The sequence below is a fragment of the Maricaulis sp. genome, assembly GCF_030149235.1.
GTDB lineage: Bacteria > Pseudomonadota > Alphaproteobacteria > Caulobacterales > Maricaulaceae > Maricaulis.
Genome location: NZ_JASBRW010000083.1, coordinates 70,279 through 86,893, shown reverse-complemented (window position 1 = coordinate 86,893; position 16,615 = coordinate 70,279). Strand labels below are relative to the sequence as shown.

The following is a 16,615-nucleotide window of genomic DNA, read 5'->3' as shown; positions in this document are numbered from 1 at the left end:
CGCCGCGCAGCAATAGTCGCGGATCAGATGCCGCGCTGCGTCGTCAGATAGGTTGCGAAACTGCCGAGCCAGTGGCTGCCGGAATAATGTTCGTCTGAGACCGAGGCGATGCCTGACTCCGCATGCAGCGCTGCACTGGCCAGAAGGGCGGTTCGTCGCGGGTCATCCGCCGGCAACCCCGCGGCAATACCTTCGAGCGCCCAGGCCCGGGACAGGTTCAGACCATCCAGATGCACGAGCTTGCCATCGGTGGCGTCGAGGACAACGGCGATCTCCAGCCAGTCGGCCGTCCCATCGAGCGGGATTTGCGGCAGGAAGGCGTTCAGCCAGACGGAGAACTCGTCCGGCCCTATGATGCGGCGCATCAGGTCCGCCTGAATCAGGCAGGGCGAAAGGAAATCTTCGCCAGAGGGTTCATAGGCGAGCGGGCAATCGACATCGTCCTGGTAGAAGTCGCGCACCTTGCCGACCAGCAGCGTCTCCAGAGAGGCGTTCTCGACGGTGCGGGCATAGTCGATCATCAGGCCGAAGGCGAAGGCGGTCTGGGCGTGCGTGCCCAGCCGGATCGGATAGACGAGATTGGGCAGCCAGGCCTCGATCTGGTCCACGATGGCCACTTCCAGCGGCCGCAAGGTCTCGCGCCATTGCGCCGGCAACGGTTCCCCGCTTTCCTCCAGTTCCGCGACCAGCTGCAGGAACCAGGCGAGGCCATAGGGGCGTTCAAAAGAGGCCCGGCCGTCCTGAACATAATAGGCCACCTCGCCGGCGATATTGCTCTCGGTGAAACTCCGCCCAAGCGCCGCCTCGATGGCCGGGCGCATCGGGGTTTGCGGGTCTGACGCCAGAATCCGGGTCAGCAGCCAGTGACCATGCACGGAAGAATGCCAGTCGAAACAGCCATAGAAGGCGGGATAGAGCTCGCGTGGCGGGCGGGCATCGCCATCACCCTGAAGCACGTGGCTGATCTTGTTGGGGTATTCCTGGTGCACACAACTCAGGGCCAGGTTGGCGAAGCGATCTTCCACGATACCGGGCCGCGCTTCGGGCCAGCTCAGCGGCTCGGGCGCATCGGTCTCCATGGCTTGCCCGCAGGCTGTCAAAGCCGCGGCCGCCGCAATCAAAACTCCTGCCCGCATGATCCTGCTCCCCTCGAAGTGATTCATAGGTTGAATGCGCCCGAGCATAGCGGTCGAACCGGGGAGGTAAATATTGTCGGCGGACCGCGGGGCGTGATGGGCGTTTCGCACCGTTGTGGAGTTTTGTCGGGAAACCGAACGCAATTAGAGGGGGCAAGATGGATTGACCTCTCTTATGACGAGTGTTTTGATCGCGCTCTTGGGGGAGCAAATATGCGTATCATTTCAATCGTTCTGGTCTGGTTTCTTGTGGTGCCGAGCGTAATGGCTCAAGTCAGCGTCGACCGCTTCTCAGAGCTCCCGTCTGCATGGCAAGTCGAAGTTTCCCCCGGAGGAACGACACTCGCTGTTGGTTGCACGCCGAGAGGCGTGAGAGAAATCTGTCTGTACGATCTGTCGGGCGTGGAAGGGACCAAGCTGATTCCACAGCCAGATGGCTTCTTCATAACCGAGTTCCGTTGGGTTTCGGATCGATATCTGGTCTTTTTCGTCTACACGGTGATCAATCTCTCCATGTCGTCGGGGAACCATGATTACGGCATCTCGCGGACTGTCGCCTATGATACCAGTACTGGTCAGAGTGCCATTCTGATGGGTGACGAGCGGCAGTATTTCGATCTGACTTACATTGTTTCCGTACTCGAGGGCTCACCGGATGAGATCGCAATGGACCTGCCGACTTTCTCGGTCAGCGATCGTTGTTACCGCACCTCCATCTACAATGTAGACCTGCAGACAGGCGAGATGGAGCTGCGCGAGCGCTCCACCAGCAATGTTGACTCGCTGTTCCTGGATACTCTTGGCAACGTCGTCGCGGAGTACCGCAATGAATGCGGCACCGATGATTGGGAGATCTGGTCAAGAGTGGGCGAGCGCCGCTTGGTGTTTGAGGGTGTCTACGAAGTTGATCGCCCGCAGATTTGGGGGCTTGTCGATGATTATCAGGCGGTTGCAGTCAGCTTCCCGTCCGGCGAAAATCAGGGGCTCAAGCGTGTAGACCTTGAGACCGGGGTCGTTTCCGATCTGCATCCTGCAGCCAGCGCGCTCATAAACCCAACGCCCTTGATGGATCCTCACAGTCAGGAACTGATCGGCTTCATGGAAATTGAGGGCTTGCGAACCGATACGTATCTCGACGAGGAACTTGATGGTATTGCAGGTAGCTTGCGAAATGCCCTCGGACGCGAGGCGTTGAATCTAACATCCTGGAGTGCGGACCGGCGCGTGTTCACCGTCGAGGCGACCAATTCTGGCGAGCCTAGCGCCTACTATTTGTTCGACCGCGAGAATGGCGAGGTCACGATGATCGCGACTGAGCGGGACAGTCTCGCCAGTCCTGACGTTCCAGAGCGTATCGAATTCACTTACACGGCTCGCGATGGTCTCGAAATTCACAGCTATGTCACGCTGCCGCCGGGCAGGACGCTCGATGAGGGCCCGTTTCGGACGATCCTCATGCCGCACGGGGGGCCAAGATCACAGGATACGGCTCACTTCGATTGGTGGGCCGCGCATTACGCATCGCTTGGCTATGCCGTCCTTCAAGCGAATTATCGGGGCTCTACTGGATACGGTCTTGAGTTCGAACAGGCTGGATACGGGGAGTATGGCGATGCGATGGTTCTCGATGTTCTCGATGTTCTCGATGGATGGCGTGCCTTGGTCGCTAGAAATGTCGCTGCTCCCGACGGCTACTGCGCGATCGGGGCGAGTTATGGCGGGTATTCCGCGCTCATGCTTGGTCTACATGCCCCGGAAGAGACACGGTGTATCGCTGCTATCAATGGCGTAACCAACCCGTATGCGTTCATTTCTGCGGGGCGGTACAATGACCGCTTCACCGGGTATTGGGAGCGATATTGGGGTGACCGGTTTCGCGGGGATGATGAGCGAGACCGAATTACGCCGGCCCGCCGCACGTCTGATTATCGGGCGCCGGTGCTGCTTATCCATGGCGATGAGGACATAAACGTTCCGATCGGGCAATCGCGATTGTTCAGGCGCGCAATGGGGTCACGGGAGAGTTTCCGGTTTGTCGTGATGGAAGGTGAAGATCACTACCTTCGTACTCATCAGGCGCGGCGCACGGTTCTGGAAGAAACATCAAGTATGCTTGAGCAGTACCTGCCACTTCAGGACTGACCTGGTCCAAAATGAGCCTTGAGCAGCTGCCGGTTTGAAACGAGTTAGGGACCGGGGGGCTTACCCGTCGCGCTTGTCGCCACCGCCAAGCGGAAACAGAACCGGCGTCGCCTCGCAATAGGCGCGATATTCGGGGTCTTCGCCCCATTTCTGCTCGGCGCGTCTTTCCAGCAGCGGGACGCCGCTGACGCGGGTCAGGAGCAGATAGACGAAGACCGGGGAGATCATCGCCACCCATTGCCAGCCGTTCAGCACCGGGATCGCCATGACGGCGATACCCAGCCACAAAACGATTTCGCCGACATAGTTCGGGTGCCTGGACCAGGACCAGAGACCGCTGGAAATGAAGCGGCCGGCATTGGCCGCGTCCTTGCGGAAAGCGCTCTTCTGCGCATCGGCGATGACTTCGATGCCAAAGCCGACCAGCCACAAAGCCAGGCCGGCATAGAAAAACAGGCCCGGTTCCAGCCGCGTTTCGTTGGAGATGATCATCACCGCGCAGGCAGCGGTGAGCGTGACCCACAGACCCTGAAGGCTCCAGGTGACGAGGAAGCGCAGCGGATTGGTCTTGATCTCGTCAAAGCGCCGGTCGAAGCCATCCTTCTGGATGCGTAGGAAAAGAAAACCGCCAAGGCGAATGGCCCAGACCGCAACCAGAGCGGCGACGACAAGCGCGCGCAGATCGAGGGGCTTGGACAAGGTGGCGGCAACGCCGATGACGCTGAGATAGGTGATCGCGCCGGTCAGGTCGTAAAATTTCTCGGTCCGGGCGAGAGCGGAGGGGATGAAGACCAGCCAGTTCACCCCGAAGGCGACAGCCGCGCAGACAAAGATGACCGAATATCCGGCTACCCGTTCGTCGCCCATGCCGGCGAGATAGGAAAGGCCCAGCCCGACAAGGGCAACAATCAGTATGACGATAAGCGTGCGGATCGATTTCATGGTCACCTCTTGGTCAGAACTAGGCCCGGGACAGTGCAAATCCAGGTGAGCGGATCGACGAGGACAAGGAGACCAGCACGGACCCTGCCGCGTTGCAAGCCAGGCCTTGCTAGCGAGATCTTTCCTCCGCTGCCTGTCCGGCGGTGTGATAAACCCCGAGCCGGAGTACAGCCCATAGAAGTCCGCTGGCGGCACTGGCCCACAATCCGATGGTCCAGTCCGGCTGGTAGCGGGCCAGGGTGGCGATGGAGACACCAAACAGGCTGGGGAGGAGGGCCAGGCAAACCCACGCCAGGGCCAGGCTGATTGCGAACGGGAACCAGAGGCTGAACAGCCCGGACAGGCCGGTTTTCGCTCGCAGTCCGCTGCGCTTCAACCAGGCAATCACAACCCCGCTTACAAACAGAAAGGGCAACAGCCAGAAGGTCAGCGTCAGGATCTTGCGACCCCAGACGCCCCCGCCGGGAGAGTAATCCATGCCCACGCCACGAAGCGCGACGGCGTATCGCAGATCAACCGTCTCGCCAAAGCCGAGCCCGCCGCTGGCATTGACCAGGACGACGGCCGCCCGGCGCTCTGCCGGCTGCATGATCGCCAGTGTTTCGATGCCCGGGATCAATCCGGTGTGGGAGACCATCTGGTTCGTGGTGTCGACATACCAGCCCAGGCCATAGAAGAGCGCGACCTCGCTGGCCGGGCGCATCATCAGGGCCTTGTGCTCGGCACTGATCAGATCGTCTTGCTGGTTCATCATCATGTCGAGATAGCGGGCAACGTCCCGGGCGCTGGCAATCACACCGCCTGCGGGCGCGTTGAGGCGATCGGTCTCGCGACCGCTCAAAGCCCAGCGGCCGCCGAACCAGGGCAGATGGGCCGCGACCATTTCCGGGCGCGTCGATCCGTCCGCGACGAAGCTCCGGCTCATCCCGAGCGGGTCGAGGATCTCAGTCTCGATATATTCGGCATAGCTGCGGCCGGTGACTGTTTCGATCACCGCGCCGAGGATCAGGTAGTTGGCATTGGAATAGGCCCAGGACTGACCGGGTGGGTTGGCGGGCTGCCAGCTGGCAATCTGCTCGACCTGTCTTTGCAGCACATCATCGCCCATGTCCCGGCTCAACCGGTTCTCATTGCCCTGTAGCGTAGAGTACCCGCTGGTATGGCTCAGCAGCTGGCGCAGCGTAATCGTCTCGCCCGGTCCAGTGGCGAAAGCCGGCAGATAGGTGCTGATGGCGTCATCCAGACGCAGCTGCCCGGCTTCAACCTGCTGCATGATCGCCAGCGCCGTGAAGCTTTTGCTGATCGAGCCCAACGGGAAGGGCGTGTCGGCTGTGACCTGTTCGCCACTGCCGATCAGTACCTCTCCGTGGGCTCCCGCGCCGATCTCATTGTTTTCAATATAGGCATAGGCGACCCCAGGGGCGCTCGAGCGCTGCCATAGAGATTGCGCCATCGCGTCTGTCGACGGGGTCGCCCACGCCACCCCCGACACGGTCAGAAGCATTGCAGCCCAAACCCAGCGCACAATCGCGATCATTTCTTGGTGCCCCCGTTTCCGCGTATAGAGCTTGCACCTGTTGCATGGGGAACCGCAACGTCCGTGGTGCGGCTGAAAGAAAACAGCGGAGGGGAATAGTGGCGGTGGCGTCAGACGAGAGCGGATGGGGCTCCAAAGTCGCATTTTTCGCCCCAACTCAGGTCGCGAGCTGGGGCCATTCGGCCGAGGCCGTGGCGCGGTTTTGCTGAACATCCTCGCGGCGATGAATGTGGCGTTCGAGGTGGAAGCGATGGTCCACACGAGGCTGGACCGTAACGAACGTCTAATGACTTCGCATCGGCCTGAACCGGTTCTTGACTTGCACTCGCCGCTGTAATGACTGATGCGTGCTTTGAGCCCGATATTTGAGCGACCTCCCTGTCAGCCGATCGAATAGATGGAGTAGACAGGATTAAATCCGGAGGGCTCACCGACCCCGACTGCAACAACGTCGTTGAGCCAAGCATAACGAGGTTCGCCGCATTCAAATTTTGCGACTGTCACGAGTGAATAGCTGCCCGGTTCCAGCGCCTTGCCCTGGGCAAGCTGGCTCATCGCTCCCTCTGCGCCAATGAAGCGGCCCTGATAGGTAAGATAGATCAACACGTCGTCATCGGTCTGCAGGGTCAGTCGAACGTCAATCATCATGGTTCCGTCAGCGCGGACGCAAACCCAGTCCGCTCCGCCGGGAAGTACCACGCCATTCAATCGGTCACCCTCAAAAGCGCCACCGGTTACCGGTGCGATCGTACGTTGACCGGATGGGGTCATGCCGATCCTCGCAGCGCCGGAAGAATCAACATCCAGCCGAAGCGTCATCAGGTGTTTGTGGGGAAGGTTTGGTTCAGTAGCGCTCATCATTCACTCCGCCGCAATATAGGCGTCCAGGGTCCTGTGGAAGTGCCGGATACGGCTTTCCTGATATGTCGCCAGCGTCGCGCCGGGCTTTCGACTGGTGCGTAAGCCCTTCTGAATGCGCATCAGATTATCGGTATCCTGATCGACAACCATAGCGGCCGATCCCATCGCCTCGACGGTCGACCAGGGTTGCTCCTCGGTGAGCCATACAATGCCCGGCGGTGTCGGGTGCGACCCATCCTCGGCCTTGGGGAACAGGAAAAACATTTCCATGATCGAGCGTTCCGGATCGTCGCCGTAAGGGCGGAATCGATATCCGGCAGCGAGGCCGACGCCGCCAAACTGAACAAAGTTCGGGAACACCGTGTATTGGATAAGATCCAGCGCCACCGCATCGGAAATCCCGGACACATCGCGACCGGATGATTTCGAGATCTTCTTGCGCGCGATTTCGGCAAACCGTTCACGCGGCGTTTGACCGTTCACGACGGGCTCCGCAGATTTATAGAACGGCGTATCGCGCTCCATCAGCGTGCGCGTTTTCTCCGGGTCGAAATCGGCGCCGAGCGAAGGGCTCGGCACGCCCTGCGCACTGATCATCCGATTGATGTGACGTACCCCGGGCCAGGTATCGTACTGGGTGTTGCTGTCACCATAATAGGGCAATGACTGAGGGTGGGCGAAGGGCACGTGGTAGGCCTCGACGAAAGCCTCAGCACAAAGCTTCCAGTTACACGGCATGACCTTGGCGACATGGATGGCCTTGTAGCGGTTCTCCAGATCGAAGCTCTCGAAATGTTCCGGCAGGATTTCGAGGTAGGAGAGCAAGTCCTCTCCCTCGTGATCGAAATTGATGAATACAAACCCACCCCAGATGTCGACCCGCGCTTCAGGGAGGTTGAAATCCTTCCAGTCGATATGCTTGAAGTCCCAGGCACCGGGAACCTCTTTCAACGTGCCGTCAAGGTTCCAGGTGAAGCCATGGAACGGGCAGCGGAACTGCTTCACACAGCCGCCTTCTTTGCGGAGCATGGTCCCACGGTGCAGGCAGGAATTCACAAAGGCACGGATGTCAGCCTTTCCGGCACCGGTTCGAACGACAATCAGTGAATCATGGGCGATATTGTAGACAATGTGGTCGCCAACGTTCGGGATGTCTTCCAGACGGCACGCCCATTGCCAGGTCTTGCGCCAGACTTTCTCGATCTCGAGGTCGTGAAACGCCTTGGAGAAATATCGCTCGACGGGAATGTCGTCATTGCCCATTTCGACCCGGGATTCCTGGCGCATATGGTCCGGCGGAGCGATCTTGTCTTGTGCGTAGATATCCTGAAGTGACGGGGTTGGGCGACCGTCCGGCCCTATCGTCAGGTGCCCGGCCGGCCTGTCGATATCTCTGTCCGTCATGACGTGTACACCTCGCGCAAATAGGCGGTTGCCAATCCAACTTACATACAGGATGGTTTGTATGTTGAATGGAGTCAATCAGGATAAGACCAATGACACCTGCCACTGAGCGGATACGCCCGACACAGGGGCAACGCACGGACGCCATGCGCGCGCGCCTCCTCGAAGCGACTCTTGAAATTATTGCTGAGGAAGGGTGGGCCAATGCGAGCACCCAGAAGATCTGTAAACGGGCCGGAGTGTCCCGTGGCGCACAGACGCATCACTTTCCCACCAAGGACAGCTTGCTGATCGCTGCCGTTCAAGAGATTGTTGCGCGCTATCAAAGGGATATTGATACAGCGACGAGCAGGCCTGACGGTCCAGACCAACACTTGGAAGACGTTTTCGACTTCCTCTGGGGGGCCTGCTTTGAAGGCAATCTCTTGAACTCCTGGATGGAGGTCATGGTCGCGTCGCGCACGGACGCGGTCCTTCGCCCGGCCGTGCGGGAAACCGATCAGACTGCTGTGACGGCCATGCGGGCTCTTGGTGACCCATACGGCCCTGGCGCTGCAGACCTCGTTGAACTCACGGTCTATCTTCTTCGCGGAATGGTGGTTCAGGCCGGCGTACATCTGGATGATGAGAACCGCCGAAAACTGTTTGAGGTCTGGAAAAAGATCGCCTGTTAATCCATCGCCGGGCAGGGCGCAGCGCTTCTGGTGCGGCAGTAACGCATTCGGATTATCAGTGAAGAAAGTGGCGGACAGGATGGGATTCGAACCCACGAGACGGGGACACCGCCTACTCCCTTAGCAGGGGAGCGCCTTCGACCACTCGGCCACCTGTCCACTCACCGGTCTAATGATCTCTGACGATGCTCGCAAGGGGGTGTCGCGGCAGATGCTGCATAAGCTACAGATGAGACCGCAAAAAACGGCCCCGGCTGAGCGTGCCGGGGCCGTGTCATGCTTCGTCAGGTGTGGCGTGACCTAGAGGTCTCCATCACAATCGCGCAGTTCGCGATTGCCGAAACTGTCGGTGCAAATGAGGGCGATGCACTGACCGAATGGCCCGATGATTTCCTCACAGGTCACATCGCCGCCCTGGGCATTGAGATAGGCGCTGATCTCGGCCGAGCTCAGGCGCGGGGCCCTCGGCCGGTGCGGCGTCCAGTGTGGTGTCAACGAAGGCGAAGGCCGTCGCCGTCAGTGCCAGTGCAGCGGCCCTAGCCGCCATAACGCCCGCAGTTTTCTTGAACATTCAAAACGCTCCCTTTGAGATTGCATGACGACGCTAGCGATCGCGTGAGGGGGTGCAACATGAAATGGTATCGAGGCAAAAAGAATAATTAGAGTAGTATTTCGCTTGAGAAAAAAGCCGGGGTGTGATGCTGTCCCGGCTTGTCTCATAACGCAATCTGGCGCTTTCCCGGAGCAATCCGGGCGGGCGCTCGGGCGAGGCCTAGAAAAAGGCCTGCAGACCGGTCTGGGCCCGCCCCAGGATGAGGGCGTGGACGTCATGCGCGCCTTCATAGGTGTTGACCGTTTCCAAGTTCGCCATATGGCGCATCACCTGATACTCCTCGGAGATCCCGTTGCCGCCATGCATGTCGCGGGAGAGGCGGGCGATATCGAGCGCCTTGCCACAATTATTGCGCTTCATGATGGAGATCATCTCCGGTGCCGCCTTGGCCTCGTCCATCAGACGGCCAACGCGCAGCGAGCCTTGCAGGCCCAGGGTGATCTCGGTCTGCATGTCGGCCAGTTTCTTCTGGTAGAGCTGGGTCTGGGCCAGGGGGCGGTTGAACTGAACGCGGTCAAGACCGTATTGGCGCGCCGCGTGCCAGCAGAATTCCGCCGCGCCCATGACGCCCCAGGAAATGCCGTAGCGGGCGCGATTGAGGCAGCCGAACGGTCCTTTCAGGCCGGAAACGTTGGGCAGCAGAGCGTCCTCGCCAACCTCAACACCATCCATGACGATCTCGCCGGTGATCGAGGCGCGCAGCGACAGCTTGCCGCCGATTTTCGGCGCAGTCAGGCCGGGCGTGTCCTTGTCGAGGACGAAGCCGCGGATCTTGCCGTCATGGGCGTCGGACTTGGCCCAGACGACGAAGACGTCGGCGATCGGGGAGTTGGAGATCCACATTTTCGAGCCGGTCAGCTTGTAACCGTTCGCAGTCTTTTCCGCCCGGGTCTTCATGCCGGCCGGGTCGGAACCGGCATCCGGCTCGGTCAGGCCGAAACAGCCAATCCATTCGCCCGAAGCCAGCTTCGGCAGGTATTTGCGCCGCTGCTCTTCCGAGCCATAGGCGTAGATCGGGTACATCACCAGGGAAGACTGGACCGACATCATCGAGCGATAACCCGAATCGACGCGCTCGACTTCGCGGGCGACGAGACCGTAGGCGACATAGCCCAGACCGGCACCGCCATACTCTTCCGGGATGGTCGCGCCGAGCAGGCCCAGCTCACCCATTTCGCGGAAAATGGCCGGGTCGGTCTTTTCCTCGCGATAGGCTTCGATGACGCGAGGCTGCAGCTTGTCCTGCGCATAGGCGTGGGCCGCATCGCGAACCAGGCGTTCTTCCTCGGTCAATTGGCTGTCCAGCTGGAACGGGTCGGCCCAGTCGAACTTGCCGAGATCCGGGGCGTCTTTCTGTTTCAGCGGGGTCATCTCGTTCATCGGGGCTTCTCCTCGTATGCCGGGGCCCGCCGGGCGGGCATGTCTTGGCTCTGGTATCGATCTCTTGCTGCGCCAAGACAACCCCGCCAGTGTATTTCATTCTGTCCTTCCGGTCATTCGCGCCGGGGCAAAAAAGCGCCGGTTTTGTCCTGAGCGGCAAAGCAGGCTAAGCGAGAACAGGAAGCGACAAGGTTGCCGCGCCAAAGGGGGGCAGATGACGACCGACGGACTTCTCGTGCTGATCACACTGATCGGCTACAAGCTGGTGCTGATCCTGGTCGGCCTTTGGGCCGCCAAGCGTACGCGCACCGAGAGCGATTTCTTCCTGGCAGGGCAGGGGGTTGGCGCCTGGGTGTCAGGCCTGTCCTATGCCGCGTCGACCTCGTCTGCCTGGGTGCTGCTGGGGTTTTCCGGCTTTGTCTATCTCAACGGACTGTCAGCTCTTTGGATGGTGCCAGGCATTTGGGGGGGCTATGCGGCTGTCTGGCTGTTCTTCGGTCGCCGCCTGCGTGATGAGACCCAGGAGAAGGGCCATGTCACGCTGACCGATTTCCTGACCTCGGCGATCTCGGGCCCGATGCGGCATGCCATCGCGGCAACGGCGGCGCTGATGATCGTTTTTTGTTTCATCTTTTACATCGCGGCCCAGTTCGGCGCGGCGGCGAGCGCGTTCGAGACCCAGTTCGGGATGAACACCACAGAAGCTGTGTTGCTGGGTGCTGGTGTGGTCCTGATCTACGCCTTGCTGGGCGGTTTCTGGGCTGTCAGCGTCACCGACATGCTGCAGGGTGCGATGATGGCGCTGGTGGCTTTGCTGCTGCCTTTGGCGGCCTTCATGGCGGCAGGCGGATTCGGGGGTATTGCTGAAGGCTTGGCGAGCACGGCGCCGCCGGACTATCTCGACATAACCGGCGGGTTTGCTGGCTGGATCCTGATCGGTTTTATTCTCGGTGTCTGGGGCGTTGGTGTCGGGGCGATGGGCCAGCCTCACCTGCTGGCCCGGCTGATGGCGATCAAGGATGAGCCGGCGCGCAGGCGCGGCTTCCAGATCGCTATCGCCTGGGCGGTTCTCGTCTATGTCGGCATGAGCATTCTGGCCCTGTCCGGGCGCGCCCTGATGGGCGGAGGCATGGACGGAGAAACCCTGTTCTACCGGGTCGCCAATGACCTCCTGCCACCGATCCTGGCGGGTATCGTTATCGCGGCGATTCTGTCGGCGATCATGTCGACGGTCGACAGTATCCTGCTCTCGGCCTCTGCCGCCGTCGCCCACGATATGCGCCTGGTCAAATTGTTTCCGGGCCGTGAAGTGACGATTTCGCGTCTCGTCATGGCCGTGATCGCCGGGCTCGCGGTTGTGCTCACTCTGAGCGTGGAAAGTTCGATCTTTGCCCGGGTCCTGTTCGCCTGGGCCGCGCTCGGGGCGGCTTTCGGGCCAATCGTGGTGATGCGCGTACTGGGCTATGAACCGGCGGGCTGGGCCATTCTTGCAGCCATGGTGACCGGCTTCGTTCTGACGGTGATATTCAATGCCATTGGCCAGCTCCCGGCCGACGCCGTGTCCGGCAGCTTGATGCAGGTCCTGCATGGCTGGGCGGTTCTGCCCGGTGACCCGTTCGAGCGGCTTGTGCCCTGGCTGCCGGCGCTGGCCGTCCTCTGGGTCGGCCGCGGTGCACGTCCTTCGACCGGCGGGTGAGCCCAGCCTGCGACACCCCGACCGCTTGACGTGACGGGTAGAACATAAGAAGTCCCAGCCATGATTGCTGAACTGGGTCACTTCCTCCTTATCCTCGCCTTCTGCGTTGCCGTGCTTCAATCCGGGCTGACGATCGCCGGACTTCGGGCCAATGATCCGGCGATTTTCGGGTTTGCACGCGCGGGCGCGCTGGCCCAGTTCGGTCTCATCCTGGTGTCCTTCGGGTGTTTGACCTGGCTGTTTGCGGTGTCGGATTTTTCTGTTCTGGTTGTCGCCGACAACTCCCACACCGACAAGCCCTTCCTCTACAAGCTGACCGGCGTGTGGGGGAATCATGAAGGCTCGATGCTGCTCTGGTGTCTGATCCTGACGGCCTACACGGCGGTGCTGGCCTATGCCGGCAAGGCCGTCGCACCCAAGCTGATCACCCTGACCTTCGCTGTGCAAAGTGCGATCACGGCCGCTTTCACGGCCTTTTTGCTGTTTACCTCAAACCCGTTTGCACGCCTGTGGCCGGCGCCGCTGAATGGCAATGACCTCAATCCATTGCTGCAGGACCCCGGTCTCGCCTCGCATCCGCCCATGCTTTATGCGGGCTATGTCGGCTTCTCGATCACCTTCTCCTTCGCCGTTGCGGCTTTGATCGAGGGGCGGGTGGATGCGCGCTGGGCGCGGATCGTGCGGCCCTGGGCGCTGGCGGCCTGGACCTTCCTCACCATCGGTATCGCGCTGGGCGCCAGCTGGGCCTACTACGAGCTCGGCTGGGGTGGCTGGTGGGCCTGGGACCCGGTTGAAAACGCCTCGCTCATGCCCTGGCTCGCCGGTACCGCCTTTATCCATTCCCTGCGGGTCATGGAAAAGCGCGATACGCTGAAGGCTTGGACGGTGCTCCTGGCCTTGATGAGCTTCTCTCTGAGCCTGGTCGGCACCTTCCTGGTGCGCTCGGGCATTATCACCTCGGTCCACGCCTTTGCCGTCGACCCGGAGCGCGGGGTCTTCATCCTGCTCATCCTGCTGGTTCTGATCGGCGGCGCACTCTTCCTGTTCGGTCTGCGTGCGGCGACCTTGAAGCCGACCGGCGTGTTCTCCCCGGTGAGCCGGGAGAGCTCCCTCCTGATCAATAATATCGTCTTCTCGGTGGCCTGCGCCGTGGTTCTGTTCGGCACTTTCTATCCGCTCTTCGTCACCACGGTGAGCGATGAGACGCTGACCATCGGTGCGCCTTTCTACAACGCCGTGTTCAACCCGCTGATGGGCGCGCTTTTCGTACTGGTTCCGATCAGCGGGCTGATTGCCTGGAAGCGGGGCAAGCTGGATCGTATCTGGCAGACCTTGTGGCCGGCACTGGCCGCGAGCGCCGCGGCGCTGGTGATCGCCTTCTGGCTGGCGGACCGGGAAAAGCTCGCCGGTGCGCTGGGCACCGGCCTGGCTGTCTGGGTCGGTGTCGGTGTGCTGCTCGACCTCAAATCACGCATCAAACTGTTCGAGATCGACTTTTCCGCCTCCATGGCGCGCGCCCGCAATCTTCCCCTGGGGATCTGGGGCATGATCGTCGCGCACCTGGGCCTCGCCGTCGCGATTATCGCCATTACCGGTGTGAGTGCGTGGAAGCATGAAACCCGCGCCTTCATGGCGGAAGGGGACAGTGTCGCGCTCGGCGGTTATGTGATCACCCTGACCGAAGTGAACCAGGCCCGTGAAGCCAATTATATCGCTGAGATCGGACGGTTCGAAGCCAGCCGCAATGGCGAAGTGGTGACGGATATCATGTCCGAGAGCCGCTTCTATCCGGTCCGCGGCATGGGCACGACGGAAGCCGGGATCGTCGGGCGCATCCAGGGTGATCTTTACGTCACCATCGGTGAGCGCGTCGAGGGGCGAGGCTGGCCGGTTCATATCTATATCTACCCGCTGGCGATCTGGCTCTGGATTGGCAGTGTGATCCTGGCTCTGGGGGGGCTCCTGTCCATTCTCGACCGGGGCCGCCGTTCGCTGGGTCGCAATCCGGCCAAGACACCGGTCACGACCGCGCCGGAGGCGGCGGAATGAGCCGGTTTCTCGTCTTCGCCCCGCTGGCGCTTTTCCTGGCCCTGGCAGGCTATTTTGCCGTCGGACTGCGCGAGGATCCGACCGATATTCCCTCGCAGCTGATTGATGCGCCGCTGCCGGAGTTTGATCTTCCGCCGATCCAGGGGTTTGACGAGGGGCTGAGTTCCGCCGATCTGGCCGGCGAGGTGGTGCTGCTCAATTACTTCGGCTCCTGGTGCCCGCCCTGCCTCGTGGAGCATCCGATGCTGATGCAGATTGCGCGCTCCGGGGAAGTGCCGATTTATGGCATCGACTGGCGCGATCCGCCCGGTGCCGGAACGGCTTGGCTGCAACGCCACGGCAATCCCTATACCCGCATCGGTGATGATGCCTCCGGCCGCCTGGCGATTGAATTTGGCATCACCGGTGCGCCGGAGACGTTTGTGATCGACCGGCAAGGGCGGGTCCGTTACCGCCATGTCGGTGTCATCACCCAGGATGTCTGGCGCGAGACGCTGCGTCCCATGATCGAGGCCTTGCGAGAAGAATGATGCGTTTCCTTCTGCTCCCGCTTGCCGTTCTGCTCCTGACCGCGCCCGCCTTGGCGCGCCCGGGCCCGGACGAGATCATGGAAGACCCGGCGCTTGAGGCGCGGGCCATGGTGCTTTACCGCCAGCTTCGCTGCGTTGTTTGTCAAAGTCAGAGCATCGGCGACAGTAATGCCGATCTCGCCGCGGACATGCGGGTTGTGGTCCGCGAACGCCTCCTCGCCGGCGATAGTGATGCCGAGGTGAGGGCGTATCTGCAGCAGCGCTATGGCGACTATGTTCTGATGTTGCCGCCGGTCCAGGCCAACACGCTCGCGCTCTGGGGTTTCCCGATTGTTCTTCTCCTGCTCGGTGGGGGTATAGCCTTCTTCTTTGTTCGCCGGCAGGCGGTGCGTGAAGAGACCGAGCTGAGTGCCGAGGAGGAGGCGCAGCTGGCCGCGCTGAAGCGCGAGGAGGGGCTGGAATGATCTGGTTCTTCATCGCTCTTGTCAGCGCGCTGGTCATTCTCGCCCTGGTGTTTCCCTTCCTGCGCCGCAATGACACCGCAGCGGCCGACGGGCTGGGTGTGTTCTCGGGGCAGTTGGCAGAGCTCGCGCGGGACCGCGAGCTGGGTCTGATCGACGAGGCCGAGGCGCGCCAGGTCGAGCTGGATATCAATCGCCGGCTTTTGGCGGCACAGCAATATGCCGAGCTCGACGGTTCGCCCAGTGCCCGTCTGCGCCAGGCCGGTATCGTCCTGTCTGCCGTCGCGACGATGGCGGCTGTTGCGATCTACATGAATACCGGGAGCCCGCAGCTGATCGGTCAGGCCCCCGTGCAGCAGGTCGAAATGCCCGAGCAGGTGCGTGAGCTCGTCACCGAGGTCAACGCCCTGGCGGAGCGTCTGATGCAGAACCCGGACGACCCCGATGGCTGGGCCGGTCTGGGGCAGGCCTATCTGGCGCTTGGGCGTTTCGGCGAGGCCGCCATTGCTTTCAACAATGCAATCAATAGCCGGCCGGATTCGGCGGAACTCTTCGCGCTTCTTGGTCAGGCTTACGTCTTCTCGGAAAACGGCGCCCTGACGCCGGCAGCGCGCGAGGCGTTTTCCAGGGCGCTTGAACTGGAGCCGGAAAATATCATTGCCCGGGTCTACCTGGCCGAGGCCGTGCTTCAGGACGGGGATCTTGAGCGCGGCGCCCAATTGCTGCGCGCGGTCCGCGATGAATTGGCGGAGGATGATCCTGCGCGCCAGTTCATCGATGCGCGCCTCGCTTCATTGCCTGAAGCGCCATAAAAAACGCCCGCCGGAAACCGGCGGGCGTCAAATCTCGACATGTGACGCAGATCAGGGCGTCAGGTCTGCCATGGCTGAGCGCTCGCTGGTCGTGGCGGAGCGTGCCTCAAGTTCGGGCTTGGATGCATCATCGCGAAGCCAGGCCACGAACATGTCGATCTGGCGCTCGGCTTCAGCTGCGTAACCTTCGGGGACATTCGTGCGCTCGGCAATCTCCGTGCGTATGGATGCGGGACACATAACTACTGCAGCTGCAGCCAAAGCAGCGGCACCTGCCGCCATCAGTCCACTCTTCATCATCGCCTCCCCAGCCGTGAATCAAAGGATCATTCACCATTACGAAACCGTAATCCGTGGCGGAGGTCCATCCTGACTATC

General features: G+C 61.1%; 15 protein-coding genes and 1 tRNA gene. 7 read left to right on the top strand and 9 right to left on the bottom strand.

Annotated features, from left to right (window positions below):
- Nucleotides 1-23 precede the first annotated feature (23 nt).
- A complete protein-coding gene (locus Q1V51_RS12710) occupies nucleotides 24-1,136 on the bottom strand; it encodes a DUF2891 domain-containing protein (RefSeq protein WP_300556931.1) in 1,113 nt (370 codons plus the stop codon).
- Nucleotides 1,137-1,349: 213 nt separating this feature from the next.
- Here Q1V51_RS12710 and Q1V51_RS12705 point away from each other — a divergent pair, with 213 nt between their 5' ends.
- On the top strand, nucleotides 1,350-3,278 hold the full coding sequence (locus Q1V51_RS12705; RefSeq protein WP_300556929.1) for a prolyl oligopeptidase family serine peptidase: 1,929 nt from the start codon (nucleotides 1,350-1,352) through the stop codon (nucleotides 3,276-3,278).
- Between the two features lie 60 nt (nucleotides 3,279-3,338).
- Here the strand turns inward: Q1V51_RS12705 and Q1V51_RS12700 are convergent, their stop codons facing one another.
- The 4 genes from Q1V51_RS12700 to Q1V51_RS12685 form a co-directional block, all read right to left on the bottom strand.
- Nucleotides 3,339-4,220, bottom strand: a complete 882-nt coding sequence (locus Q1V51_RS12700) for a DUF1295 domain-containing protein (RefSeq protein WP_300556927.1) — start codon at nucleotides 4,218-4,220, stop codon at nucleotides 3,339-3,341.
- 109 nt (nucleotides 4,221-4,329) lie between these two features.
- Complete coding sequence (locus Q1V51_RS12695) at nucleotides 4,330-5,673, bottom strand: serine hydrolase domain-containing protein (protein ID WP_300556925.1); 1,344 nt, start codon at nucleotides 5,671-5,673, stop codon at nucleotides 4,330-4,332.
- Nucleotides 5,674-6,138: 465 nt separating this feature from the next.
- Complete coding sequence (locus Q1V51_RS12690) at nucleotides 6,139-6,576, bottom strand: DUF3237 domain-containing protein (protein WP_300557014.1); 438 nt, start codon at nucleotides 6,574-6,576, stop codon at nucleotides 6,139-6,141.
- 42 nt (nucleotides 6,577-6,618) lie between these two features.
- The gene (locus Q1V51_RS12685; protein WP_300556923.1) at nucleotides 6,619-8,022 is read right to left on the bottom strand and encodes an aromatic ring-hydroxylating dioxygenase subunit alpha; all 1,404 of its coding nucleotides are present in this window, start codon (nucleotides 8,020-8,022) and stop codon (nucleotides 6,619-6,621) included.
- Nucleotides 8,023-8,168: 146 nt separating this feature from the next.
- Here Q1V51_RS12685 and Q1V51_RS12680 point away from each other — a divergent pair, with 146 nt between their 5' ends.
- Nucleotides 8,169-8,696, top strand: coding sequence for a TetR/AcrR family transcriptional regulator (locus tag Q1V51_RS12680; RefSeq protein ID WP_300556921.1), 528 nt, complete (start codon nucleotides 8,169-8,171; stop codon nucleotides 8,694-8,696).
- A 68-nt stretch (nucleotides 8,697-8,764) separates the two neighbouring features.
- Here Q1V51_RS12680 and Q1V51_RS12675 read toward each other — a convergent pair.
- From Q1V51_RS12675 to Q1V51_RS12665, 3 genes are all read right to left on the bottom strand, one after another.
- Nucleotides 8,765-8,855: transfer RNA gene (locus Q1V51_RS12675), tRNA-Ser, on the bottom strand.
- 141 nt (nucleotides 8,856-8,996) lie between these two features.
- Entirely contained in the window at nucleotides 8,997-9,191 is a 195-nt protein-coding gene (locus Q1V51_RS12670; protein ID WP_300556919.1) for a hypothetical protein, read from the bottom strand.
- A 277-nt stretch (nucleotides 9,192-9,468) separates the two neighbouring features.
- Nucleotides 9,469-10,689: an acyl-CoA dehydrogenase gene (locus Q1V51_RS12665; RefSeq protein WP_300556917.1), complete on the bottom strand. Its 1,221-nt coding sequence runs from the start codon at nucleotides 10,687-10,689 to the stop codon at nucleotides 9,469-9,471.
- Between the two features lie 214 nt (nucleotides 10,690-10,903).
- On the opposite strand from Q1V51_RS12665, the gene Q1V51_RS12660 reads away from it, so the two are divergent.
- From Q1V51_RS12660 to ccmI, 5 genes are read left to right on the top strand one after another with little or no spacing between them, the layout of a single operon-like run.
- Nucleotides 10,904-12,385 (top strand): sodium/proline symporter, encoded by a 1,482-nt coding sequence (locus Q1V51_RS12660; protein ID WP_300556915.1) that lies wholly within the window; start codon nucleotides 10,904-10,906, stop codon nucleotides 12,383-12,385.
- A 60-nt stretch (nucleotides 12,386-12,445) separates the two neighbouring features.
- Nucleotides 12,446-14,434 (top strand): heme lyase CcmF/NrfE family subunit, encoded by a 1,989-nt coding sequence (locus Q1V51_RS12655; protein ID WP_300556913.1) that lies wholly within the window; start codon nucleotides 12,446-12,448, stop codon nucleotides 14,432-14,434.
- Entirely contained in the window at nucleotides 14,431-14,964 is a 534-nt protein-coding gene (locus Q1V51_RS12650) for a DsbE family thiol:disulfide interchange protein (protein ID WP_300556911.1), read from the top strand. Before Q1V51_RS12655 ends, Q1V51_RS12650 begins: the two co-directional genes overlap by 4 nt.
- Nucleotides 14,961-15,428 carry a cytochrome c-type biogenesis protein gene (locus Q1V51_RS12645; RefSeq protein ID WP_366522749.1) on the top strand — a complete coding sequence of 156 codons (468 nt, stop codon included), beginning with the start codon at nucleotides 14,961-14,963 and terminating at the stop codon, nucleotides 15,426-15,428. Before Q1V51_RS12650 ends, Q1V51_RS12645 begins: the two co-directional genes overlap by 4 nt.
- Entirely contained in the window at nucleotides 15,425-16,237 is an 813-nt protein-coding gene (gene ccmI, locus Q1V51_RS12640; RefSeq protein ID WP_300556907.1) for a c-type cytochrome biogenesis protein CcmI, read from the top strand. The genes Q1V51_RS12645 and ccmI overlap by 4 nt, the downstream gene beginning before the upstream one ends.
- A gap of 51 nt (nucleotides 16,238-16,288) precedes the next feature.
- Here ccmI and Q1V51_RS12635 read toward each other — a convergent pair whose 3' ends face one another.
- Nucleotides 16,289-16,534, bottom strand: coding sequence for a hypothetical protein (locus Q1V51_RS12635; RefSeq protein WP_300556905.1), 246 nt, complete (start codon nucleotides 16,532-16,534; stop codon nucleotides 16,289-16,291).
- Nucleotides 16,535-16,615: the final 81 nt, after the last annotated feature.

Coding starts and splice junctions, on each gene's coding strand:
- Q1V51_RS12690 (WP_300557014.1), bottom strand. CDS start 6,576: ATGACGCTTCGGCTGGATGTTGATTCTTCCGGCGCTGCGAGGATCGGC.
- Q1V51_RS12685 (WP_300556923.1), bottom strand. CDS start 8,022: ATGACGGACAGAGATATCGACAGGCCGGCCGGGCACCTGACGATAGGG.
- Q1V51_RS12695 (WP_300556925.1), bottom strand. CDS start 5,673: ATGGCGCAATCTCTATGGCAGCGCTCGAGCGCCCCTGGGGTCGCCTAT.
- Q1V51_RS12650 (WP_300556911.1), top strand. CDS start 14,431: ATGAGCCGGTTTCTCGTCTTCGCCCCGCTGGCGCTTTTCCTGGCCCTG.
- Q1V51_RS12660 (WP_300556915.1), top strand. CDS start 10,904: ATGACGACCGACGGACTTCTCGTGCTGATCACACTGATCGGCTACAAG.
- Q1V51_RS12655 (WP_300556913.1), top strand. CDS start 12,446: ATGATTGCTGAACTGGGTCACTTCCTCCTTATCCTCGCCTTCTGCGTT.
- Q1V51_RS12635 (WP_300556905.1), bottom strand. CDS start 16,534: ATGAAGAGTGGACTGATGGCGGCAGGTGCCGCTGCTTTGGCTGCAGCT.
- ccmI (WP_300556907.1), top strand. CDS start 15,425: ATGATCTGGTTCTTCATCGCTCTTGTCAGCGCGCTGGTCATTCTCGCC.
- Q1V51_RS12665 (WP_300556917.1), bottom strand. CDS start 10,689: ATGAACGAGATGACCCCGCTGAAACAGAAAGACGCCCCGGATCTCGGC.
- Q1V51_RS12705 (WP_300556929.1), top strand. CDS start 1,350: ATGCGTATCATTTCAATCGTTCTGGTCTGGTTTCTTGTGGTGCCGAGC.
- Q1V51_RS12700 (WP_300556927.1), bottom strand. CDS start 4,220: ATGAAATCGATCCGCACGCTTATCGTCATACTGATTGTTGCCCTTGTC.
- Q1V51_RS12680 (WP_300556921.1), top strand. CDS start 8,169: ATGCGCGCGCGCCTCCTCGAAGCGACTCTTGAAATTATTGCTGAGGAA.
- Q1V51_RS12710 (WP_300556931.1), bottom strand. CDS start 1,136: ATGCGGGCAGGAGTTTTGATTGCGGCGGCCGCGGCTTTGACAGCCTGC.
- Q1V51_RS12645 (WP_366522749.1), top strand. CDS start 14,961: ATGATGCGTTTCCTTCTGCTCCCGCTTGCCGTTCTGCTCCTGACCGCG.